The organism is Streptomyces sp. NPDC059443, from assembly GCF_042750105.1.
Taxonomy (GTDB): Bacteria; Actinomycetota; Actinomycetes; order Streptomycetales; family Streptomycetaceae; genus Streptomyces.
Genome location: NZ_JBHYVM010000034.1, coordinates 36,612 through 54,483, shown reverse-complemented (window position 1 = coordinate 54,483; position 17,872 = coordinate 36,612). Strand labels below are relative to the sequence as shown.

Annotated in this window: 15 protein-coding genes; 12 read left to right on the top strand and 3 right to left on the bottom strand. The window is 70.2% G+C overall.

From position 1 onward, the window contains the following. Positions 1–284 precede the first annotated feature (284 nt). From ACFXDJ_RS28010 to ACFXDJ_RS27960, 11 genes are all read left to right on the top strand, one after another. On the top strand, positions 285–2,117 hold the full coding sequence (locus tag ACFXDJ_RS28010) for a 3-hydroxyacyl-CoA dehydrogenase family protein (RefSeq protein WP_384850709.1): 1,833 nt from the start codon (positions 285–287) through the stop codon (positions 2,115–2,117). 166 nt (positions 2,118–2,283) lie between these two features. Next, complete coding sequence (locus ACFXDJ_RS28005; protein ID WP_384653228.1) at positions 2,284–3,132, top strand: TetR family transcriptional regulator; 849 nt, start codon at positions 2,284–2,286, stop codon at positions 3,130–3,132. Positions 3,133–3,557: 425 nt separating this feature from the next. Beyond that, entirely contained in the window at positions 3,558–4,895 is a 1,338-nt protein-coding gene (gene ccrA, locus ACFXDJ_RS28000) for a crotonyl-CoA carboxylase/reductase (RefSeq protein WP_384653250.1), read from the top strand. 32 nt (positions 4,896–4,927) lie between these two features. Further along, complete coding sequence (locus tag ACFXDJ_RS27995) at positions 4,928–7,051, top strand: protein meaA (RefSeq protein ID WP_384653230.1); 2,124 nt, start codon at positions 4,928–4,930, stop codon at positions 7,049–7,051. Then, positions 7,048–8,022 (top strand): HpcH/HpaI aldolase/citrate lyase family protein, encoded by a 975-nt coding sequence (locus ACFXDJ_RS27990; RefSeq protein WP_384653232.1) that lies wholly within the window; start codon positions 7,048–7,050, stop codon positions 8,020–8,022. Before ACFXDJ_RS27995 ends, ACFXDJ_RS27990 begins: the two co-directional genes overlap by 4 nt. Positions 8,023–8,027: 5 nt before the next feature. Then, on the top strand, positions 8,028–8,540 hold the full coding sequence (locus ACFXDJ_RS27985) for a MaoC family dehydratase (RefSeq protein ID WP_053681718.1): 513 nt from the start codon (positions 8,028–8,030) through the stop codon (positions 8,538–8,540). A 4-nt stretch (positions 8,541–8,544) separates the two neighbouring features. Further along, complete coding sequence (locus ACFXDJ_RS27980) at positions 8,545–9,750, top strand: acyl-CoA dehydrogenase family protein (RefSeq protein ID WP_384653235.1); 1,206 nt, start codon at positions 8,545–8,547, stop codon at positions 9,748–9,750. A gap of 185 nt (positions 9,751–9,935) precedes the next feature. Further along, positions 9,936–10,592, top strand: coding sequence for a phosphatidylserine decarboxylase (locus ACFXDJ_RS27975; RefSeq protein ID WP_328301641.1), 657 nt, complete (start codon positions 9,936–9,938; stop codon positions 10,590–10,592). A gap of 70 nt (positions 10,593–10,662) precedes the next feature. Then, positions 10,663–11,445 (top strand): CDP-diacylglycerol--serine O-phosphatidyltransferase, encoded by a 783-nt coding sequence (gene pssA, locus ACFXDJ_RS27970; RefSeq protein WP_384653252.1) that lies wholly within the window; start codon positions 10,663–10,665, stop codon positions 11,443–11,445. Between the two features lie 260 nt (positions 11,446–11,705). After that, the gene (locus tag ACFXDJ_RS27965) at positions 11,706–13,187 is read left to right on the top strand and encodes an AlkA N-terminal domain-containing protein (RefSeq protein WP_384653237.1); all 1,482 of its coding nucleotides are present in this window, start codon (positions 11,706–11,708) and stop codon (positions 13,185–13,187) included. A gap of 19 nt (positions 13,188–13,206) precedes the next feature. Beyond that, positions 13,207–13,734: a methylated-DNA--[protein]-cysteine S-methyltransferase gene (locus tag ACFXDJ_RS27960; protein WP_384653238.1), complete on the top strand. Its 528-nt coding sequence runs from the start codon at positions 13,207–13,209 to the stop codon at positions 13,732–13,734. Positions 13,735–13,743: 9 nt separating this feature from the next. On the opposite strand, the gene ACFXDJ_RS27955 is transcribed toward ACFXDJ_RS27960, so the two are convergent. The 3 genes from ACFXDJ_RS27955 to ACFXDJ_RS27945 form a co-directional block, all read right to left on the bottom strand. Continuing rightward, the gene (locus ACFXDJ_RS27955) at positions 13,744–14,172 is read right to left on the bottom strand and encodes a hypothetical protein (RefSeq protein ID WP_384850706.1); all 429 of its coding nucleotides are present in this window, start codon (positions 14,170–14,172) and stop codon (positions 13,744–13,746) included. 63 nt (positions 14,173–14,235) lie between these two features. Beyond that, positions 14,236–14,736 carry an NUDIX domain-containing protein gene (locus tag ACFXDJ_RS27950; RefSeq protein ID WP_384850703.1) on the bottom strand — a complete coding sequence of 167 codons (501 nt, stop codon included), beginning with the start codon at positions 14,734–14,736 and terminating at the stop codon, positions 14,236–14,238. 39 nt (positions 14,737–14,775) lie between these two features. After that, positions 14,776–16,506, bottom strand: coding sequence for a BCCT family transporter (locus ACFXDJ_RS27945; protein WP_384850700.1), 1,731 nt, complete (start codon positions 16,504–16,506; stop codon positions 14,776–14,778). Between the two features lie 144 nt (positions 16,507–16,650). On the opposite strand from ACFXDJ_RS27945, the gene ACFXDJ_RS27940 reads away from it, so the two are divergent. After that, positions 16,651–17,799 (top strand): glycerate kinase, encoded by a 1,149-nt coding sequence (locus tag ACFXDJ_RS27940; protein WP_384653246.1) that lies wholly within the window; start codon positions 16,651–16,653, stop codon positions 17,797–17,799. Positions 17,800–17,872: the final 73 nt, after the last annotated feature.

The following is a 17,872-nucleotide window of genomic DNA, read 5'->3' as shown; positions in this document are numbered from 1 at the left end:
GCGGGCTACTGTCCCTACAACACGTACGAGGGCGGCCTGGTGACGCAGCCACCTCGTACCAGTCGGTTCTGCACGACCTCCGCACCACCTCACGGCGTGACCCCGGGACAGGGCTCCGCCGCTTCCGCCCTCAGGGCTGCTCCCCTCCGGGATCCCCCGGGATGCCCCCGGATACCCCTGGGCTTCTCCGTACGGCTTTCCGCACGCCGTTCCGTACGGCATCCGCGCGCGCCGTGCGCCGCGCGCCCCCCTCAGTCGTCACCCTCTTCCACTGGAGTCCCGCGATGGACCTTCCGTCCACGTCCAGTCAGTCCTCCCCCTCCTCCGAGCCCACCCGGCCCGCCCTGCAGACCATCGCCGTCGTCGGCCTCGGCACCATGGGCACCGGCATCGCCGAGGTCCTCGCCCGCGCCGGCCGCGAGGTCATCGGCATCGAGATCAGCGACACCGCGGCCCGCCGGGCCACCGCGGCCCTCGCGGCCGCCACGGCCCGCTCCGTGACCAGGGGGCTGCTCACCGAGCAGGAGCGCGAGGGCGTGCTCGCCCGTTTCCGCACCTTCTCCGAACTGGGCGCCGCCGCCGAGGCCGATCTCGTCATCGAGGTCGTCCCCGAGTCCTACGAGCTCAAGCAGCGGATCTTCCGCGAGCTCGACGCGATCGTGCGGCCCACGGCGATCCTGGCCACCGGCACCAACGCCCTGTCGGTGACGCGGATGGCCGCCGAGTCGCAGCGCCCGGAGCGCGTGGTCGGACTGCACTTCTTCAACCCGGCCCCGGCGATGAAGCTGGTCGAGGTGGTCTCCAGCGTGCTGACGGCCCCGCCGGCCGTCGAGGCGGTCACGGCACTCGCCCGTGAGCTCGGCAAGGAGCCCGTCGCGGTCGGCGACCGCCCCGGTTTCGTCGCCGACGGCCTGCTGTTCGGCTACCTCAACCAGGCCGCCGCGATGTACGAGGCGAAGTACGCCTCCCGCGAGGACATCGACGCGGCGATGCGGCTGGGCTGCGGCCTGCCGATGGGCCCGCTCGCCCTGCTCGACCTGATCGGCGTGGACACCGCCCGCACCGTCCTGGAGGCCATGTACACCGCCTCCGGCGACCGGCTGCACGCCCCGGCCCCGATCCTGGGCCACCTCGCCGAGGCGGGCCTGACCGGGCAGAAGTCCGGGCGCGGGTTCTACACGTACGAGGCCGCGGGCAGCCAGGTCATCGTCCGCGACCTCCAGACCCCGCCGGACGGCGACCTGGTCCGGGCGAGCCGCCCGGTCTCCACGGTCGGCGTGGCCGGTTCGGGCACGATGGCGAGCGGGATCGCGCAGGTCTTCGCGCAGGCCGGCTACTCCGTGGTGCTGGCGGCCCGCAGCCAGGAGAAGGCGGACGCGGCCAAGGCCGCCATCGCCAAGTCCTTGAGCCGCGCGGTGGACCGTGGGCGGCTGACCGCGGACGCGGCGGCGGCCACCGTGGGGCGGATCACGGCGGCGGGTTCGCTGGAGGCCTTCGCCGAGGTGGATCTGGCCGTGGAGGCCGTCGCCGAGGACCTCGCGGTCAAGCAGGAGCTGTTCCAGAACCTGGACAAGGTCTGCAAGCCGGGCGCGGTGCTGGCCACCACGACCTCCTCGCTGCCGGTGATCGCGATCGCCCGCGCCACCTCGCGTCCGCAGGACGTGATCGGCATGCACTTCTTCAACCCGGCTCCGGCGATGAAGCTGGTCGAGGTGGTCCGGACCGTCCTGACCGCCGACGACGTGCACTCCACGGTCCGCGGGATCTGCGCCAAGGTGCGCAAGCACCCGGTGGACTGCGGGGACCGGGCCGGTTTCATCGTGAACGCGCTGCTGTTCCCGTACCTCAACAACGCGATCAAGATGGTCGAGCAGCACTACGCCGGGATCGACGACATCGACGCGGCGATGAAGCTGGGCGGCGGCTACCCGATGGGCCCCTTCGAGCTCCTCGACGTGGTGGGCCTGGACGTGTCGCTGGCCATCGAGCAGGTGCTGCACAAGGAGTTCCGCGACCCGGGCCTGGCCCCGTCACCGCTGCTGGAGCACCTCGTCGCGGCGGGCTGCCTCGGCCGGAAGACCGGCCGCGGATTCCGTGAGTACGCCCCCCGCCGGTAACCGGCGGCCGGCCCACGAGCCGGATGCGTGGGGAGGGCTGCTCGGGTCTGCCGGACCCTCACGGCAGGCCGTACCTTCCGAGCCCAGTGCGGGCCCTCCCCCGCATCCATCCCTGTCCCAGACCCCTCGGGAGCGCTCTCCGGCGCGGATGAAGTACTTTCGCTCTATGTCCCAGCCCGTCAAGACCTCGCCCCGCGCCTCCTCGGCCTCCGACGCCCCGGAGAGCCCGGCCGGCACCAAGGCGGCCGCCCAGCGGCTCAAGATGCGCCGCGAGCTGGCGGCGGCCGCGATGGAGCTGTTCGCGACCAAGGGGTACGAGGCCACGACGGTCGACGAGATCGCCGCGACGGCCGGAGTGGCTCGCCGGACCTTCTTCCGGCACTTCAGGTCCAAGGAAGAGGCGATCTTCCCGGACCACGACGACACCCTGACCCGTGCGGAGGCCGTCCTCGAAGTGGCTCCGGCGCACGAGCACCCGCTCGACACGGTGTGCCGGGGGATCAAGGAAGTCATGAAGATGTACGCCGCCTCGCCGGCGGTGTCGGTGGAGCGCTACCGGCTCACCCGCGAGGTGCCGGCGCTGCGGGAGCGGGAGATCGCCTCGGTCGCCCGCTACGAGCGGCTGTTCACCCGCTACCTGCTGGCCCACTTCGACGAGACCGACCACCACGACGGCAACGACGACCCGCTGCTGGCCGAGGTGGCCGCCTCCGCGGTGGTCACGGCCCACAACCACGTGCTGCGGCGCTGGCTGCGGGCGGGCGGCCAGGGGGACGTCGAGGCGCAGCTGGACCACGCCTTCTCGATCGTGCGCAAGACCTTCGGCACCGGGATCGGCGCGGGGCGCACGCTGGGCTCGGCGCAGCCGGCGCAGGGTTCCGCTTCCGCCGCGGAGACGGCCCCGGCCGCGGCCTCGGTCCGTACGCAGGGCGAGGTGCTGGTCGCGGTGGCCCGGACGGACGCTCCGCTCGACGAGGTCATGCGGACCATCGAAGAGGCGCTCAAGAAGAGATAGCAGTACTCAGCAGTAACGCTCGTCACAGCGGCCGCTCCCGTTCCGGGGGCGGCCGCTTTCGTTTGTCCGGGTTGCCCCTACTCACAGGTAACTCTGATCGATCATCGCTCATCGGTGCAGGTCAATCGGCAAATGAGAGAAAGTTTTGGCACGCGGTGCCTTGCTGAGTGACACGGGGTGCCATACGTTGAATCTCGTCCGGATGTCCCCGCGGTCCAGCCCACTCGGCACGGAACGCGCCCCGGATGCCTGCGTCACCAGGCCCCCGCACCGCCCCACCACAGGCAACGCGCAGCAGCACCTCAGCCGAATCGACGGCGCCCCAGCACACCGAAGAACACAGCTCCACGCTCCTCAGCTCCGCCGCTCCACACCACCCGTTTCCCTGAGCGCACCCTCATCAGCGCATGGCCGGAGGCAACACCGTGAAGGACATCCTGGACGCGATCCAGTCGCAGGCCGCTACGGCCGCCGACTTCGCGGCCCTTCCGCTCCCCGACTCGTACCGCGCGATCACCGTGCACAAGGACGAGGTGGAGATGTTCGCCGGGCTCACCACCCGCGAGAAGGACCCGCGCAAGTCCCTCCACCTGGACCAGGTCCCGGTGCCGGAACTCGGCCCGGGCGAGGCCCTGGTGGCCGTCATGGCCTCCTCGGTCAACTACAACTCCGTGTGGACCTCGATCTTCGAGCCGGTGTCCACCTTCAGCTTCCTGGAGCGCTACGGGCGCCTCTCGGAGCTCACCAAGCGCCACGACCTGCCGTACCACGTCATCGGCTCGGACCTCGCGGGCGTCGTCCTGCGCACCGGCCCCGGCGTCAACGCCTGGAAGCCGGGCGACGAGGTCGTCGCGCACTGCCTCTCGGTCGAGCTGGAGTCCTCGGACGGCCACAACGACACGATGCTCGACCCCGAGCAGCGCATCTGGGGCTTCGAGACCAACTTCGGCGGCCTGGCAGAGATCGCGCTGGTCAAGTCCAACCAGCTGATGCCGAAGCCGGACCACCTGAGCTGGGAGGAGGCCGCCTCCCCCGGCCTGGTCAACTCCACCGCCTACCGCCAGCTGGTCTCCCGCAACGGCGCCGGCATGAAGCAGGGCGACAACGTCCTGATCTGGGGTGCCAGCGGCGGACTCGGCTCGTACGCCACCCAGTTCGCGCTGGCCGGCGGCGCCAACCCGATCTGTGTCGTCTCCAGCGCGCAGAAGGCGGACATCTGCCGGGCGATGGGCGCGACCGCGATCATCGACCGCAGCGCCGAGGGCTACAAGTTCTGGAAGGACGAGCACACCCAGGACCCCCGGGAGTGGAAGCGCCTCGGCAAGCGCATCCGCGAGCTGACCGGCGGCGAGGACGTGGACATCGTCTTCGAGCACCCGGGCCGCGAGACCTTCGGCGCCTCGGTCTACGTCACCCGCAAGGGCGGCACGATCGTCACCTGCGCCTCGACCTCGGGCTACAACCACGAGTACGACAACCGGTACCTGTGGATGTCGCTGAAGAAGATCGTCGGCTCGCACTTCGCGAACTACCGCGAGGCGTGGGAGGCCAACCGCCTGGTCGCCAAGGGCAAGATCCACCCCACGCTGTCCAAGGTCTACTCCCTGGAGGACACCGGCCAGGCCGCGTACGACGTCCACCGCAACCTCCACCAGGGCAAGGTCGGCGTCCTCGCGCTGGCCCCCGAGGAGGGCCTGGGCGTCCGGGACCACGAGATGCGCGCGACGCACCTGGAAGCCATCAACCGCTTCCGAAACGTCTGAGACAGCCTCAAAGGCCAAAGGGACAGCCTGAGATGACAGAGCGCCAGAAAGACCGTCCGTGGCTCATGCGGACGTACGCCGGCCACTCCACGGCCGAGGCGTCCAACGAGCTGTACCGCCGCAACCTCGCCAAGGGCCAGACCGGCCTGTCGGTCGCGTTCGACCTCCCGACGCAGACCGGCTACGACCCCGACCACATCCTCGCCCGCGGCGAGGTGGGCCGGGTCGGGGTCCCGGTCTCCCATCTGGGCGACATGCGGCGGCTGTTCCAGGACATTCCCCTGGAGCAGATGAACACCTCGATGACGATCAACGCCACCGCCATGTGGCTGCTGGCGCTCTACCAGGTGGCCGCCGAGGAGCAGGGCGCGGACATCGCCCAGCTCCAGGGCACCACCCAGAACGACATCGTCAAGGAGTACCTCTCGCGCGGGACGCACGTCTTCCCGCCCGGGCCCTCGCTCCGGCTGACGACGGACATGATCGCGTACACGGTCAACCACATCCCCAAGTGGAACCCGATCAACATCTGCTCGTACCACCTCCAGGAGGCCGGAGCCACGCCGGTCCAGGAGATCTCGTACGCGATGTCCACGGCCATCGCCGTACTGGACTCCGTGCGCGACTCGGGCCAGGTCCCGCCGGAACGTTTCGGCGAGGTCGTCGCCCGCATCTCCTTCTTCGTGAACGCGGGCGTCCGCTTCATCGAGGAGATGTGCAAGATGCGCGCCTTCGGCCGCATCTGGGACAAGGTCACCCGCGAGCGCTACGGCATCGAGGACGCCAAGCAGCGCCGCTTCCGGTACGGGGTCCAGGTCAACTCCCTGGGCCTGACCGAGGCGCAGCCCGAGAACAACGTCCAGCGCATCGTGCTGGAGATGCTCGCGGTCACCCTGTCCAAGGACGCCCGCGCGCGCGCCGTGCAGCTGCCCGCCTGGAACGAGGCGCTGGGCCTGCCCCGGCCCTGGGACCAGCAGTGGTCGCTGCGCATCCAGCAGGTCCTGGCGCACGAGAGCGACCTGCTGGAGTACGAGGACATCTTCGCCGGCTCGCACGTCATCGAGGCCAAGGTCGAGTCCCTGGTGGCCGAGTGCCTGGCCGAGATCGACCGGATCCAGGAGATGGGCGGCGCGATGGCCGCCGTGGAGTCCGGTTACCTGAAGGGCGAGCTGGTCGCCTCGCACGCCGAGCGGCGGGCCCGGATCGAGGCCGGCGAGGACAAGATCGTCGGCGTCAACTGCTTCCAGCAGACCGAGGAGAACCCGCTCACCGCCGACCTGGACGGCGCCATCATGACGGTCGACCCCGCGACCGAGGCGCTGACCGTCGAGCGGATCGCCCGCTGGCGCGCCGAGCGGCAGGAGTCCTCGGACCGGCAGGGCAACGGCGACCCGTTCGTCTTCCCGACGGTGATGCAGGCCCTGGACCGGCTGAAGGAGGCCGCCGCCGGGACCGAGAACCTGATGGAGGCCACCCTGGAGTGCGCCCGCGCCGGTGTCACCACCGGCGAGTGGTCGAGCGCCCTGCGCGAGGTGTTCGGGGAGTTCCGGGCTCCGACCGGGGTCTCCTCGGCCCCTGTGGCGGTCACCGCCGAGCCGGGCACCCCGATGGCCGAGGTCCGCGCGAAGGTGACCCGTACGGCCGAGGACCTGGGCTCCGGCCGGCTGCGCCTGCTGGTCGGCAAGCCCGGCCTGGACGGACACTCCAACGGCGCCGAGCAGATCGCCGTACGGGCCCGCGACGCCGGTTTCGAGGTGGTCTACCAGGGCATCAGGCTGACCCCCGAGGAGATCTCCTCGGCGGCCCTGGCCGAGGACGTGCACTGCGTGGGACTGTCGATCCTGTCGGGCTCGCACAGCGCGCTCGTGCCGGACGTACTGGAACGCCTGCGCGCGGCGGGGGCGGGTGACATCCCCGTCGTCCTCGGCGGCATCATTCCGAATGCCGACGCCGTGGCGCTGAAGGCCGCCGGGGTCGCCGCGGTCTTCACCCCGAAGGACTTCGGCATAACGGAGATCATCGGCCGTATCGTCGACGAGATCCGCAAGGCGAACAAGCTCCACCCGCTCGACGGCACCGAAGGCACCGTCGGCGCGGACACCACTGACGCCAACCACACCGTCAACACAGCTGCAAGCACGGAGGTCCCCGCATGACCACGCCCTCTTCCCCGGTCAACCGGCTGCGGCCGCGCCGCTCCTGCCTCGCGGTGCCGGGTTCCAACCCCCGGTTCCTGGAGAAGGCCCAGGGCCTGCCGGCCGACCAGGTCTTCCTCGACCTGGAGGACGCCTGCGCCCCGCTCGCCAAGGAGGGTGCCCGCCACACGATCGTGGAGGCGCTGAACCAGGGCGACTGGACCGGCAAGACCCGCGTGGTGCGCGTCAACGACTGGACCACGCACTGGACGTACCGCGACGTGATCACCGTCGTCGAGGGCGCCGGTCAGAACCTCGACTGCATCATGCTGCCGAAGGTCCAGGACGCCCAGCAGGTCGTGGCGCTCGACCTCCTCCTGACCCAGATCGAGAAGACCATGGGCTTCGAGGTCGGCAAGATCGGCATCGAGGCACAGATCGAGAACGCCAAGGGCCTGGTCAACGTCGACGAGATCGCCGCCGCGTCCCCGCGGCTGGAGACCATCATCTTCGGCCCGGCCGACTTCATGGCCTCGATCAACATGAAGTCCCTGGTCGTGGGCATGCAGCCGCCCGGCTACGGCGCGGACGCCTACCACTACATCCTGATGCGGATCCTGATGGCGGCCCGCATGCACAACCTCCAGGCGATCGACGGACCCTTCCTCCAGATCAAGAACGTCGACGGCTACCGCGAGGTCGCCGGGCGCGCGGCGGCGCTGGGCTTCGACGGCAAGTGGGTGCTGCACCCGGGCCAGGTCGACGCGGCGAACGAGGTCTTCTCCCCCTCCCAGGAGGACTACGACCACTCCGAGCTGATCCTCGACGCGTACGACTGGTGCACCTCCGAGGCCGGTGGCAAGAAGGGCTCGGCGATGCTCGGCGACGAGATGATCGACGAGGCCAGCCGCAAGATGGCCCTGGTCATCGCGGGCAAGGGCCGCGCGGCGGGCATGGAGCGCACCACCAAGTTCGAGATCCCGGGAGCCTGATCAGCATGCAGTTCGGACGCACCTACGAAGAGTTCGAGATCGGCGCGGTCTACAAGCACTGGCCGGGAAAGACGGTCACCGAGTACGACGACCACCTCTTCTGCCTGCTGACCATGAACCACCACCCGCTCCACATGGACAGCAACTACGCGGAGAACACGACCGACTTCGGCAAGAACGTCGTCGTGGGCAACTACATCTACTCGCTCCTGCTGGGCATGTCCGTGCCGGACGTCTCCGGCAAGGCGATCGCCAACCTGGAGATCGAGTCGCTGCGGCACGTGGCTCCGACCTTCCACGGGGACACGATCTACGGCGAGACCACGGTCCTCGACAAGACCCCGTCGAAGTCGAAGAACGACCGCGGCATCGTCTACGTGGAGACCAAGGGCTACAAGCAGGACGGCACCCTCGTCTGCGTCTTCAGGCGCAAGGTGATGGTCCCGACCGAGACGTACATCAAGGAGCGCGGCGGCGAGCAGCCCGGCCGCCCCACGCTGAAGGAACAGGGGAAGTAGAACCATGAGCCGACTTGCCCAGACCGCCGGCCTGACGGACGACCAGAGGGACATCCTCAAGACCGTCCGGGAGTTCGTCGACAAGGAGATCATCCCGGTCGCCACCGAGCTGGAGCACCGCGACGAGTACCCGCAGCGGATCGTCGACGGTCTCAAGGAACTCGGCCTCTTCGGCCTGATGATCCCGGAGGAGTACGGCGGCCTGGGTGAGTCGCTGCTCACCTACGCGCTGTGCGTGGAGGAGATCGCGCGCGGCTGGATGTCCGTCTCGGGCATCATCAACACGCACTTCATCGTGGCGTACATGCTCAAGCAGCACGGCACGCAGGAGCAGAAGGAGTACTTCCTCCCGCGCATGGCGCTGGGCGAGGTGCGCGGCGCGTTCTCGATGTCCGAGCCGGGGCTCGGCTCCGATGTGTCGGCCATCACCTCCAAGGCGGTGAAGGACGGCGACGAGTACGTCCTGAACGGTCAGAAGATGTGGCTGACGAACGGCGGCACGTCCACGCTGGTGGCCGTCCTGGTGCGCAGTGACGAAGGACACCCGGAGGGCACCGCCCCCCACAAGTCGATGACGACCTTCCTGGTGGAGAAGGAAGCCGGCTTCGGCGAGGTCCGTCCCGGCCTGACCATCCCGGGCAAGATCGACAAGATGGGCTACAAGGGCGTCGACACGACCGAGCTCATCATGGACGGACTGCGCATTCCGGCCAATCGTGTCCTCGGCGGCCAGACCGGCCGAGGGTTTTACCAAATGATGGACGGGGTCGAGGTCGGCCGCGTCAACGTGGCGGCCCGTGGCTGCGGCGTCGCACAGCGTGCTTTCGAGCTCGGTGTCTCGTATGCCCAGCAACGTCACACTTTCGGCAAAGCCATCGCCGAGCACCAGGCGATCCAGTTCAAGCTGGCCGAGATGGCTACCAAGGTCGAAGCCGCCCATGCGATGATGGTCAATGCAGCACGCAAAAAGGACTCCGGGGAACGAAACGACCTCGAAGCAGGGATGGCGAAGTACCTCGCCTCCGAGTACTGCAAGGAGGTGGTTGAGGACGCGTTCCGCATCCACGGTGGCTACGGCTTCTCGAAGGAGTACGAGATCGAGCGTCTCTACCGGGAGGCTCCGATGCTGCTCATCGGTGAAGGTACCGCCGAGATCCAGAAAATGATCATCGGGCGACGCCTGCTTGAGGAGTACCGACTGCAGGGCTGAAAGTACCTTTTGCGGCGAATCATCCAGTGGTTTTCCGCAAAAGTGTCACTAGCAGTCACTGGCCGGCGGTCATCGACTCGGCTTCTGGCTTGCCCAGTTGTTGCGTGCAACCGATAGCATTCCAGTAAAGCCGCCGTCCCGTCCCCGTATTTCCGGCGCGGCATCACCCGCTACGAAGGTCATCCATGCCCCACAGCCAAACCTCTGCACCTCGCGTCGGCCTCCTCGGTGGACGCCTCGCGCGCGGAGCATCGCCGTGGCTTCTGCCGACCGTCGCCACCGCCGCTCTCAGCCTCACCCGGGCCCGCAAGTCCGGACGCTGGGCGGCAGTGGCCGTGCCCACCACCGCTCTCGCGGCGGGCATGCTGTGGTTCTTCCGCGACCCCGAGCGTGAGATCACGCAGGGCCGGGTCATCTCGCCCGCCGACGGTGTGGTGCAGAGCATCATGCCGTGGAAGGACGGGCGGACCCGGGTCGCGATCTTCATGAGCCCGCTGAACGTCCACGTCAACCGCGCGCCCCTCGCGGGCACGGTGACGTCCGTGGAGCACGTCCCCGGTGGATTCGTTCCGGCGTTCAACAAGGAGAGCGAGAACAACGAGCGCGTTGTCTGGCACTTCGACACCGAGCTCGGCGACATCGAGATGGTGCAGATCGCCGGCGCCGTCGCGCGCCGCATCGTCCCGTACCTGCCGGCCGGTACCAAGGTGGAGCAGGGCGAACGCATCGGTCTGATCCGCTTCGGCTCCCGCGTCGACATCTACCTCCCCGAGGGCGTCGAGGTCGCGGTCGAGGTCGGACAGGCCACCACCGCGGGGGTGACCCGAATTGACCGTGACTGATCCTGAGACTCCGGCTGCCGGCTGGGTGCCGGAGGCCTCCGCCTCCGAGGAGGAGTCCGCCGAAGACGACATGCCGCTCTCCCTGCGGCTGTCGATAGCGGACACCCTCACCCTCGGCAACGCGACCTGCGGATTCATGGCGGTGTACTTCACCACCACCGGGATCCTCATCCCGCACCTCACCGGCAGCGGCGAGTCGGGCATGGCCCGGCACAGCGCGGCCACCGCGGTGATACTGATGCTGCTCGCGGCCGTCTTCGACCTCTTCGACGGGATCGTGGCCCGCAAGCTGCGCAGCTCGCCGATGGGTGCGGAGCTGGACAACCTGTCCGACCTGATCAGCTTCGGGCTGGCGCCCGCGTACTTCGTGCTCGTCTACGGCATGGTCGCCGACGACGCGCACCAGAAGATGTCGGCGCTGGCGGCGATCGTCGTCCTGCTGGCGGTCGTGCTGCGCCTGGCCAGATTCAGCTGCGTGACGATGAAGGACGGCATGTTCCAGGGCATGCCGAGCCCCTTCGGCGCGCTCACGGTCGTCTCGATCGTGCTGCTGGAGCTTCCCTTCATCCCGACGCTCCTCGCGATCGTCGGCGTGGCCTGGCTGATGGTGAGCCGGGTCGAGTACCCCAAGCCGCGGGGTGTCCTCGCGGTGGCGATGCTGAGCTGGATCGTCGGGGCGATGGGGCTGCTGGCGGCCTGGGCGTTCGACGCCCCGGGCGGCGCGCTGCTGCTCCAGACGGGCTGCGCGCTGCAGATCGCTCTGGCGGCGACCATCCCGCTGTTCGCGACGACCCGTCGCGCGAACACCTTCCGCCACAACCGCCGCGAGGCAAGGGCCACCCAGGCCCGCTGATCCGCTGGCCGCGGCTTTACGCGTACGAGAGGGCCCCCGGGGCCGCCCCACCAGGCGGACCCGGGGGCCCTCTCGCGTGGGCGGGGGCGCCGGGTGCCGCAGCGCGGGGTGTGTGTCCCCTACCCACCCTTCGCCCGTTCCCTGGGGCTCCGCCCCAGACCCCGGTCCTCAAACGCCGGACGGGCTGAAGAAAGGCGCCCGGTAGCCTTGGTGTCGGAAAACCGCCAGCCCGGGGGGCCACTGCCCGGGAGGATGGAGCCATGTACACCGACACCGAGCGCTGTGTCCGGGCCGTCCGGTCCAAGGACGCCCGCTTCGACGGATGGTTCTTCACCGCCGTCAGGACCACCGGGATCTACTGCCGGCCGAGCTGCCCCGCCGTGCCGCCCAAGGTCGAGAACATGACCTTCCTGCCCAGCGCCGCCGCCTGCCAGCAGAGCGGGTACCGGGCGTGCAAGCGGTGCCGGCCCGACACCTCCCCCGGCTCCCCCGAGTGGAACGCCCGCGCCGATGCCGTCGCCCGCGCCATGCGGCTCATCCAGGACGGGGTCGTGGACCGGGAGGGGGTCCCGGGGCTGGCGGCCAAGCTGGGGTACTCCGCCCGCCAGGTGGAGCGCCAGCTCAACGCCGAGCTCGGCGCCGGCCCCCTCGCGCTCGCCCGCGCCCAGCGCGCGCAGACCGCCCGGCTGCTGATCGAGACCTCCGGGCTGCCGATGGGCGACATCGCCTTCGCCGCCGGGTTCTCCTCCATCCGGACCTTCAACGACACCGTCCGCGAGGTCTTCGCCCTCGCCCCGAGCGAGCTGCGCGCACGGGCGGGGAACGGCGGCCGTCAGGCCGCCCGGGTGCCCGGCACCATCAGCCTGCGGCTCCCCTTCCGCACCCCGCTCAACCCCGACAACCTCTTCGGGCACCTCGTCGCGACCGCCGTCCCCGGAGTCGAGGAGTGGCGGGCGGGCGCGTACCGCCGCACGCTCCGGCTCCCGTACGGCACCGGCGTCGTCGCGCTCACCCCGCAGCCCGACCACATCGGCTGCCAGCTCGCCCTGACCGACCTGCGCGACCTCACCATCGCCATCAGCCGCTGCCGCCGCCTCCTGGACCTGGACGCCGATCCCGAGGCCGTGGACGGGCAGCTGCGCGCCGATCCGCTGCTGGCCCCGCTCGTGGACAGGGCTCCCGGGCGCCGGGTGCCCCGAACGGTCGACGCGGAGGAGTTCGCCGTACGCGCGGTCCTCGGGCAGCAGGTGTCCACGGCCGCGGCCCGGACCCACGCGGCCCGGCTGGTGAGCGCCCACGGCGAGCCGGTGGCGGACCCCGATCCCGAGGGCGGGCTGACCCACCTGTTCCCGTCCTCGCAGGCGCTGGCCGGGCTCGACCCGGAGGCGCTGGCCCTGCCGCGCAGCCGGCGGGCCACCCTGACCACGCTCGTCTCGGCGCTCGCCGACGGTTCGCTGCCGCTGGGCATCGACAGCGACTGGGAGACGGCCCGGGACCGTCTGAACGCGCTGCCCGGCTTCGGCCCGTGGACCACCGAGATCATCGCGATGCGGGCGCTGGGCGACCCCGATGCCTTCGTCCCCTCCGACCTGGGGATCCGGCGGGCCGCGAAGGGGCTCGGGCTGCCGTCCACGCCCTCGGCGCTGACGGCCCGCGCGGCGCACTGGCGGCCCTGGCGCGCGTACGCCGTCCAGTACCTGTGGGCCACCGAGGACCACGCCATCAACTTCCTGCCCGCCTGAACCGAGGAGCACCAGCACCATGTCCAGCAGCAGCACGCGCGGTACGTCCACCGGCCGCAAGCAGCACACCGTCGTCGACAGCCCCTACGGGGAGCTCACCCTCGTCGCCACCGACGGGTTCCTCAGCGGCCTCTACATGTCCGGCCAGCGCCACCGTCCGGCCGAGGAGTCCTTCGGCGAGCGGGTCTCGGCCGGGGAGGAGCCGTTCCCCGAGGTGGTGCGGCAGCTGGCCGCGTACTTCGCCGGGGAGCTCACCGAGTTCGATCTCCCGGTCCGGCTGGAGGGCACCGAGTTCCAGCGCAGCGTGTGGGAGCAGCTCGTACGGATCCCCTACGGGCAGACCTGGTCCTACGGGGAGCTGGCGGCCCGGCTCGGCAAGCCGAACGCCTCGCGCGCGGTGGGTCTGGCCAACGGGAAGAACCCGGTCGGCATCATCGTGCCCTGCCACCGCGTCATCGGGGCGTCCGGCTCCATGACCGGCTACGGCGGCGGCATCGACCGCAAGGTGCGCCTGCTGGCCTTCGAGTCGGGGGCGGAGCAGCTCTAGGAGCTGTGGTCAGATCACCACGAGCGGGACCAGCAGGGCGAAGGCGGCGCCCGCCTCGACCGCGTAGGCGTACAGCGACGGGTGCTGGACGGGGGCCGCGAGCAGGACCACGCTCTGCTGGGCGGCGGCCGCGCCCACCCACTCGGCGGCGGCCCCGAGGCCGCCCTGGTACCAGCCCTCGCAGGCGCCGGGGCCGGTGACGGCCAGGACGTCGTCCTCGCGGCGGTAGAAGGCCTGCCAGCCGTCCGCCGGCACGGACCAGGCCTCGAAGTCGGTGAACGAGGCCCAGCCGCCGTCGCGGATCGCGGTGTCGAACATCCAGACCGGCACCCCTTCGGGGGTGACCTCGCCACCGGCCTGCTGATCGGTGGTGAAGTGGACCATGGGCAGGGCGTCGGGCCCGTCGGCGGTGCTGGGCCAGGCGTACATCGTGATCATCTGCTGAATTCTGTCCTGCTCGGTGTAGGCAAGAAATCAAGAAATAACGAGCGGGCTCCCGGATCAGGAAGTCCGCGGCCTGCGTCCGTTCTCCAGTTCCGCGGCGCCCTCGCCCGACCGCAGGACCCGGCAGGCCTCCACGGTGCGCAGGGCCAGCGATCCGAGCAGATAATCCGTCAGTTCGGCCGGTTCGACCAGCCGCCACGAGATCAGCTCCTCCTCCTGGAGCTTGATGGAGGCGAGCTGCTCCGCGTCGAGCACGCCGCCGTCGTAGATGTACCCGACGAGCGGCGGCCGGTCCGGACCCAGGCTCCAGTCCACGGCGAGCAGCCGGCCGAGCGGCAGGTCGAGGCCGATCTCCTCGGCGCTCTCCCGGCGGGCGGCCGCGCGCGGGGACTCGCCCTCGTCGGACTCGATGGTGCCGCCCGGCAGCGCCCAGCCCTCCCGGTAGTTGGGCTCGACGAGGAGCACCCGCCCCGCGGCGTCCCGGTAGAGCACGGCCGCGCCGGCCAGCACCCGGGGCAGGCTCGCGATGTAGGTGGCGTAGTCATCCGTGGTGGTCACCCCGTAACCCTACCCAGTGCCGCGTCAGGCGACGTTCGGTCACGCCCCGGGGGTGCTCCCGCCCGTGCCGCCGTCCTCGCGGTCGCGGTTCCTGGACTCGGCCACGCGGCGCAGGCGCGGGTGGCGGGACGGGCCCTGTCCGGTGATGGCGTCGCCGACCATGGCCTTGACCGCGTCGCGCATTCCGTGGAGGGCGTGGTGGCGGACGGGGCCCGCGCCCGGGTCCTCCCGCAGCTCCTTCACCAGGGCCCAGCAGAGCACCAGCATCACGATGACGAAGGGCAGCGCGACCAGGATGGTGGCCGTCTGGAGGGACTTCAGGCCGCCCGCGACCAGGAGTACGGCGGCCACCGCGGCCATCAGCACGCCCCAGGTGACCACGAGCCAGGTCGGCGGGTGCAGCGAGCCGCGGCTGGTGAGCGAGCCCATGACCAGGGAGGCGGAGTCGGCGCTGGTGACGAAGTACGTCATCACCAGGGCCATCGCGATCCAGGAGGTGAGCCCGCCGAGCGGGAGCGCGTCGAGCATCGCGAAGAGCGAGGCCTCGGTGCCCTCCTTGAGCTTGGAGGCCATGTCGGCGACACCGGTGGAGTCGAGGCGGATCGCGGTGCCGCCCATGACGCAGAACCAGATGACGGTGGCGCCGCTGGGGATCAGCAGCACGCCGATGAGGAACTCGCGGATGGTGCGGCCGCGCGAGATGCGGGCGATGAAGGTGCCGACGAACGGGGCCCAGGAGAGCCACCACGCCCAGTAGAAGATCGTCCACGCGCCGAGCCAGGCGCTGTCGGTGAAGGCGCCGGTACGGGTGGCCATGGGGAGCAGCTCGTGCAGGTAGCTGCCGACGCTGGCCGGGATCACGTCGAGGACGTAGACCGTCGGGCCGAGTACGAAGACGAAGATCATCAGGGCCGCGGCGAGCACGATGTTGATCGTGCTGAGCCATTTGACGCCCTTGTGCAGGCCGGAGAAGGCCGAGAGCACGAAGGCGGCGGAGAGCGATCCGATGATGATCAGCTCGACGGTGGTCGAGTCCTCGATCCCGGTGGTGATGTTGAGCCCCTTGGCGACCTGGAGCGCACCGAGGCCGAGGCTGGTGGCGGTGCCGAAGACGGTCGCGAAGACGGCGAGCAGGTCGATGGCCTTGCCGGGCCAGCCGTTGGCCCGCTCCTCGCCCATGAGGGGGACGAAGGCGGAGCTGAGGCGGTTGCCGCGGCCCTTGCGGAAGGTCGCGTAGGCCAGGGCGAGACCGGCGATGCCGTAGATCGCCCAGGGGGTGAGGGTCCAGTGGAAGAAGGAGTAGTCGAGCGCGGCGCGGGCCGCGTCCCCGGTGCCGGGGGCGGCGCCGCTGGCGGGCGGCGGGTTCAAGTAATGGGTGAGCGGCTCCCCCACCCCGTAGAACATCAGACCGATTCCCATGCCCGCGCTGAACATCATCGCGATCCACGCGAGGTTCGTGAACTCCGGCTCCGAGTCGTCCCTGCCGAGCCGGATCCGACCGAAGCGGCTGATCGCGAGCACCACGCACATGACCAGGAACACGTCGGCGGCGATCACGAACAGCCACGCGAAGTTGTTCAGCACCCAGGCCAGGGCGGTGCTCGACGCCGTGTCGAAGGAGCTCTTGCCGAGCGCCGCCCAGGCGACGACGACCAGGACGGAGATCACTCCGATGGCCACGACGGTACGGTCGGGAGTGCCGTCATCCGGGCCCGGTCCCCCGTCCGGGGAACCCTTCGGGATTGCCTGTTCCAGTGATTCCGTGCTCATGCGGCCACACTATGCAGGCTTATATACCTATTTAGGCGTATGGCGCGCCGGGTGTGGCCCAGGCCACGCATGGGCATAGGAGGATCCTCCGGATAGGCTCATGGGTGGCGCGACTGCACTGTTCGATAGCAAGGGATTAGCAAGGTGACGGACGGAGCAGTAACTGAGACCGCGCGCGTGCTCATCGCCGCGGACAAATTCAAGGGCTCGCTCACGGCCGTTCAGGTCGCGGAGCGGGTGACGGCCGGCCTTCGCAAGGCCGTACCGGGCGTGGAGATCGAGACTCTCCCCGTCGCGGACGGCGGCGACGGTACGGTCGCGGCCGCTGTGGCGGCCGGTTTCGAACGCCGGGAGGTACGGGTCACCGGACCCCTCGGTGACCAGGTCACGGCCGCTTTCGCACTGCGCGAGGGCACCGCGGTGGTCGAGATGGCGGAGGCCTCCGGCCTCCAGCTGCTGCCGGCGGGTGTCTTCGCCCCGCTGACGGCGACCACCTACGGCTCCGGCGAACTGCTGAAGGCCGCACTCGACGCGGGCGCGCGCTCGATCGTCTTCGGTGTGGGCGGCAGCGCCACCACCGACGGCGGCGCGGGCATGCTGGCCGCGCTGGGCGCGGTGTTCCTGGATGCGAACGGTGAACCCGTCGGTCCGGGCGGCGGCGCGCTGGCGGGTCTGGCCTCGGCCGACCTGTCGGGCATCGACCCCCGCATCAAGGAGGTCGACTTCGTCCTGGCGAGCGACGTGGACAACCCACTGACGGGTCCGAAGGGCGCTCCGGCGGTCTACGGCCCGCAGAAGGGGGCGTCGCCCGAGGACGTTGCCACGCTCGACGCGGCGCTGGCGCACTTCGCGGTGGTCCTGGAGAAGTCGATCGGCTCCCTGGCCGCGGAGGCGGCGGTTTCGCCCGGCGCGGGCGGTGCCGGCGGCATCGGCTACGGGGCCCTGCTGCTCGGAGCCTCGTTCCGTCCCGGCATCGAGCTGATGCTGGAGGTACTCGGCTTCGCGCCGGCGCTGGAGCGGGCGACGCTGGTCATCACCGGCGAGGGCTCGCTGGACGAGCAGACCCTCCACGGCAAGGCTCCGGCCGGTGTCGCGGCGGCGGCCCGTGCGGCCGGCAAGCCGGTCGTCGCGGTCTGCGGCCGTCTGCTGCTGACGCCCGAGGCGCTCGCGGCGGCCGGGATCCAGCGGGCCTACCCGCTGACCGACATCGAGCCGGACCCGGCGGTGTCCATCCCGAACGCGGGTCCGCTGCTGGAGCGGGTGGCGGAGAACATCGCGGCCGACGTCCTGTGAGAAGTGTCTCTTATAAAAATCTCCGAGCCCAAGAGACATTTACTCATCTCGTGTGACGTGTGTGGAGGTGAAA